Here is an 870-nt window from a genome sequence, read left to right as displayed (position 1 = left end):
AACGTCCTGGCCTCCTACACTTAGTGTTGGTAAAGGACGCTGTGGTGAGCGTCCCGTAACCACATGCTGTCGGTTCCCCGCCGACGCGATGGCCGAACTGCGCATCCGGACAGGCTCGATCCCGCTGCATGGCTACGGTCCTGCCTATCGCCACGAAATTCGAGGTCTGTATGGGAAGTCTCTGCCTGCTGATCGACGAACCCTGCTAAGTGCTCGTCCGGTACGCAGCCGACAGTACTGCCTTGCTCACCTCTGACCTCGCCCGAAATTCAAGGAATCGGCGCGCATCTTCGCCTGCCTCGCCATCTCAAGGCGAACGGTAGTCATCCCGCCCATCCTGGCGGGTACCGTTGCGAGACACCGGTCCGCTCGTTCATCCCTGTCCCTTTCTTGGCGGCCTCTTTCGGCTCTGCCCACTCGGCTGGCAAACCGGTTTCGCCTGCCGAGCGACGGGTATCCGAAAACCACAAGCGACAGCGCACCAAAGGGGAACCCGTGCACACAACAGGAAGAGCCAGTGCTCGATGCACCACCGAGAATGGCAGATACTCCGCCGCGCTCTCGACGGCTACCTAAGTCGTGGATCGTTTCGCGAACGGTGTCAACGAAGACGGCAAGCCGAAGCAACCGGTCACATACAAGATCGGATCCGGCTGGAAACCCGGCCTGCTGCTCTCGATCGCTGACGTCAACGGTGACGGGAATCCAGACATTCTCGGCACCGACAGCGAAGGCAAGCTGATGGCCTACATCCACACCGGGACCTTCGTCCGTGAACCAGGCCAAGGTCAGCGCACCTTCGCCGATCCGGTCAGCGTTGGCCCCGGTTGGAACGGGATGGACCTCATCACCTAAGGGATGTCTCGTAAC

General features: G+C 60.8%; 1 protein-coding gene. It reads left to right on the top strand.

Annotation, left to right across the window (positions count from 1 at the left end; genetic code table 11):
- Positions 1-579: 579 nt before the first annotated feature.
- Positions 580-855 carry a hypothetical protein gene (locus AD72_RS33805; RefSeq protein WP_031470725.1) on the top strand — a complete coding sequence of 92 codons (276 nt, stop codon included), beginning with the start codon at positions 580-582 and terminating at the stop codon, positions 853-855.
- The last annotated feature ends 15 nt before the right edge of the window (positions 856-870 follow it).

Origin of the sequence: Sciscionella sediminilitoris, assembly GCF_000737195.2 — a bacterium.
GTDB classification, from domain to species: domain Bacteria; phylum Actinomycetota; class Actinomycetes; order Mycobacteriales; family Pseudonocardiaceae; genus Sciscionella; species Sciscionella sediminilitoris.
The sequence above is the reverse complement of the archived record's forward strand: the minus strand, read 5'-3'. Positions and strand labels throughout refer to the sequence as shown.